We start from the raw sequence: 3,773 nt of genomic DNA, 5'->3' as shown, positions 1-3,773 counted from the left end.
TTAGCGGCATCTTTAGTTGCTTGTCGTTGCGCATCATCAAAATAGGCGGGGACAGTAATAACTGCACCAACGATGTCATCATTCACTGAGTCTTCAGCCAATTGACGCAAACGTGCCAGAATTTCTGCAGATACTTCAATAGGACTTTTATCACCAGCCACTGTGCGTAACTTCAACATGCCCGGCTCGTCTACAAAGTCATAAGGAGTACTTTCAATGTTTTCTACATCGACGATACCGCGACCCATAAAACGCTTGACAGAAACAATCGTGTTCTTAGGATCAGAAACAATGCTTTCAATTGCCTCAAAGCCGGCCTGAGTTCTACCATTAGGCAAGTAACGTACTACCGAGGGAAGTAATTCTCGCCCCTCTGAATCGGGAAGCACTTTAGGCAATGCATCTCGCACAATCGCCACCAAGGAATTGGTGGTGCCCAGATCAATGCCCACCGCAATCCGACGCTGATGCGGTGCAAGAGACTTACCAGGTTCGGAGATTTGTAATAAGGCCATGGGGACTAGAGTGTAAAGCTATACCAAGGCTGAGATAGCATCATCTAGCTCAAGCGCAAACTTATCAATAAACAGCAGGCCTCTCAGTAACTCGGCAGCACGCTCATAGTTCTTAGCTCCATCAATCGCTTGTGTGATTTCAGCCAAGGTATCTCGTTTGGATTCTTCAACTTCTTCAGCTAAAGCTTCTAATGCGCTAATGTCCTCATCATGATCTTCAAGATATTCACGCCACTCCATTTGCTTCATTAAGAAAGCGGCTGGCATAGCAGTATTCGTTTCTAAGCGAGCATCCACATTATGAAGCTGGCAAAGATAAAGGCCGCGCTGAACGGGGTTCTTGAGAGTCTGAAAGGCTGTGTTAGCTAAGGTAGCCATTTGCATGGCCAAACGTTGCTCGGTATCGCTACCACGTGCATGGCGATCCGGGTGCACCTCTTTTTGAATTGCTAGATAAGCTTGATCTAATGCAGACAAATCCAAATTGAATTGCTGATCTAAACCAAAGAAACGAAAGTAATCGTCAGACGCGGAAGGATTCACCACAACCACACTCATCTTTTACATTCGGATTCTGAAACTTAAAGCCTTCGTTCAAACCTTCGCGCACAAAATCTAATTCAGTGCCATCTAAGTAGGCCAAACTCTTGGGATCAATAAAAATGGTGATGCCATTGGATTCAAACTTCGTATCCTCTGGAGCTGCCTCATCCACATACTCCAGTTGATAAGCCAAGCCAGAGCAACCTGTCGTGCGAACACCTAAGCGCAAGCCACAACCTTTTCCACGCTTTTCCAAATTGCGCTGTACGTGCTTTGCTGCTTTATCGGTCAAGGTAATTGCCATGATGAATGCCTCTTTATCTTTACTTGGCTGGATGCTTTTCTTTGTAATTAGCCACTGCTGCCTTGATGGCATCCTCAGCCAAGATAGAGCAGTGGATTTTTACAGGCGGCAAAGCTAACTCTTCCGCAATTAAGGAGTTCTTAATCTCCAAAGCTTGATCCAAAGTTTTACCTTTAACCCACTCAGTTACTAATGAGGAAGATGCAATGGCAGAGCCGCAGCCATAAGTCTTGAATTTGGCATCTTCAATGACACCCTGATCATTTACACGGATTTGTAATTTCATGACGTCGCCACAAGCTGGCGCACCGACCATGCCAGTACCCACTTGGTCGTCGCCCTTCTCAAAAGAACCGACGTTGCGGGGATTTTCATAATGATCAATTACTTTGTCGCTATATGCCATGGTATTTCCTCGTTATTTCTTTTATCTATTGTTTAGCTTAACTATCTTCAATACGATTTAGTGCGCCGCCCACTGGATAGTACTGAGATCAATACCATCCTTAAACATTTCCCAAAGCGGGGAGAGCTCACGTAACTTCGCAATTTTCTCTTTCACTAATTTGATTGTGAAATCCACTTCTTGCTCTGTAGTAAAACGTCCCAAGGTAAAACGAATTGAGCTGTGAGCCAATTCATCATTACGACCAAGCGCACGCAGTACATAAGAAGGCTCTAAAGATGCTGAAGTACATGCAGATCCAGATGAGATAGCCAAATCTTTCAATGCCATCAGCATCGATTCACCTTCAACATAGTTAAAACTAATATTGAGGTTATGTGGAACACGATCATCCATGTCGCCGTTGACATAGACCTCTTCAATATCTTTCAAGCCAGTCAGCAAGCGATCGCGCAATGCACGAATGCGCGCGTTCTCTTCAACCATTTCGATGCGAGCAATACGGAAGGCTTCGCCCATACCTACGATCTGGTGAACTGCTAAAGTACCTGAACGCATACCGCGCTCATGTCCACCACCGTGTATTTGCGCTTCAATACGGATACGGGGTTTGCGACGAACAAACAAAGCGCCAATCCCTTTTGGACCATAAGTTTTATGAGCAGAAAAGCTCATTAAATCTACTTTAGTTTTCTCCAGGTCGATTTCTACTTTGCCAGTAGCTTGCGCTGCATCCACATGGAATATCACACCACGGGAACGGCACAATTCACCAATGCGCGGAATATCTTGCACCACACCAATCTCGTTATTGACATACATCACCGAAGCCAGGATGGTGCCCGGTTTCATAGCCGTTTCAAGCTGAGCAAAATCAATCAGTCCATCTGGCAAAACATCTAGATAAGTTACTTCAAAACCTTCGCGCTCGAGCTCACGGCAAGTATCAAGGGTGGCCTTGTGCTCAGTCTTCACAGTAATGATGTGATTGCCGCGCTCTTTATAAAAGTGAGCAGCACCTTTGAGTGCCAGGTTAATACTTTCAGTAGCGCCACTAGTAAACACAATCTCTCTTGGATCTGCATGAACTAGCTGAGCAACTTCTGAACGCGCCCACTCAACGGCTTCTTCTGCAGCCCAACCATAGGCATGACTGCGAGATGCTGCATTACCAAACTGCTCGCGCAAGTACGGCAACATCTTGTCCACTACACGCGGGTCAATCGGCGTAGTAGCTGAGTAGTCCATGTACACCGGGAAGTGTTTAGGGCTAAACATGGGTATCGGCTGCTGAGGAATCTCTTGTGGTGCGTTCATTTTTTTACTTATCGATTAATAGACTAAGAAGTTAATCTCTTAACTTTGCTGAGCCAGGTTAAAAACAGAATTTACGAGAGGTCGCTTCGGAGCGGCTTCTTTTACTGCTGCAACTGCTGATGATGGCTTTTCAGCCTTGGCACTTTCAGTCTTGATTTTCTTGGGGCGCAAATCGTGCAAAACGATTCCACGTCCAGATTGCTGCTGCACTAAATCACGTAAAGAGACGGAACTGAGGTACTCCACCATCTTGGCATTGAGGTTAGACCATAGATCATGAGTCATGCAACGGCCATGGCTTTCTTCATCACTATGGCAATTCCCTTTGCCGCCACATTGGGTTGCGTCTAAGGGCTCATCCACGGCAACAATGATGTCTGCCACACTAATTTCTTCAGACTTGCGGGCCAGGGTGTAACCACCGCCAGGACCACGAGTGCTATCAACAATATTGAAACGGCGTAATTTGCCGAACAATTGCTCTAAGTAAGACAGGGAAATCTTCTGCCTTTGGCTAATTCCAGCCAAAGTTACAGGCCCGTGCGTCTCGCGCAGGGCTAAGTCAATCATTGCGGTTACTGCAAAACGGCCTTTGGTTGTAAGTCTCATATGTCACCTTGGTAATGGATTGTTATGGACAGCTAACAGTCGGGCGGGTAATACCCGACCATTCCACTCAACTTTACCA

6 protein-coding genes are annotated in these 3,773 nt (G+C 45.9%); all 6 read right to left on the bottom strand.

Going from position 1 to position 3,773, the window contains the following annotated elements:
• Window positions 1-515 (bottom strand): Hsp70 family protein (locus tag B7Y67_RS12715; protein ID WP_293598965.1); only part of this gene is annotated, 515 nt, incomplete at its 3' end.
• A gap of 18 nt (window positions 516-533) precedes the next feature.
• Window positions 534-1,058 carry a Fe-S protein assembly co-chaperone HscB gene (hscB, locus tag B7Y67_RS12710; RefSeq protein ID WP_293598964.1) on the bottom strand — a complete coding sequence of 175 codons (525 nt, stop codon included), beginning with the start codon at window positions 1,056-1,058 and terminating at the stop codon, window positions 534-536.
• Window positions 1,039-1,362, bottom strand: coding sequence for an iron-sulfur cluster assembly protein IscA (gene iscA, locus B7Y67_RS12705; protein WP_293598963.1), 324 nt, complete (start codon window positions 1,360-1,362; stop codon window positions 1,039-1,041). Before iscA ends, hscB begins: the two co-directional genes overlap by 20 nt.
• Window positions 1,363-1,381: 19 nt before the next feature.
• Window positions 1,382-1,768, bottom strand: coding sequence for a Fe-S cluster assembly scaffold IscU (gene iscU / locus B7Y67_RS12700; RefSeq protein ID WP_215301395.1), 387 nt, complete (start codon window positions 1,766-1,768; stop codon window positions 1,382-1,384).
• Between the two features lie 57 nt (window positions 1,769-1,825).
• Window positions 1,826-3,046 (bottom strand): IscS subfamily cysteine desulfurase, encoded by a 1,221-nt coding sequence (locus B7Y67_RS12695; protein ID WP_215303912.1) that lies wholly within the window; start codon window positions 3,044-3,046, stop codon window positions 1,826-1,828.
• A gap of 78 nt (window positions 3,047-3,124) precedes the next feature.
• Window positions 3,125-3,694, bottom strand: coding sequence for a Fe-S cluster assembly transcription factor (locus B7Y67_RS12690; RefSeq protein WP_293598962.1), 570 nt, complete (start codon window positions 3,692-3,694; stop codon window positions 3,125-3,127).
• Between the last annotated feature and the right edge of the window lie 79 nt (window positions 3,695-3,773).

Source organism: Polynucleobacter sp. 35-46-11 (assembly GCF_002281105.1).
This window is presented reverse-complemented; position numbering and strand designations above follow the sequence as displayed.

What these genes read in the sequence shown, in the direction of transcription:
- B7Y67_RS12690 (WP_293598962.1), bottom strand. Translation starts at nt 3,694, where the DNA reads ATGAGACTTACAACCAAAGGCCGTTTTGCAGTAACCGCAATGATTGAC.
- B7Y67_RS12695 (WP_215303912.1), bottom strand. Translation starts at nt 3,046, where the DNA reads ATGTTTAGCCCTAAACACTTCCCGGTGTACATGGACTACTCAGCTACT.
- iscA (WP_293598963.1), bottom strand. Translation starts at nt 1,362, where the DNA reads ATGGCAATTACCTTGACCGATAAAGCAGCAAAGCACGTACAGCGCAAT.
- iscU (WP_215301395.1), bottom strand. Translation starts at nt 1,768, where the DNA reads ATGGCATATAGCGACAAAGTAATTGATCATTATGAAAATCCCCGCAAC.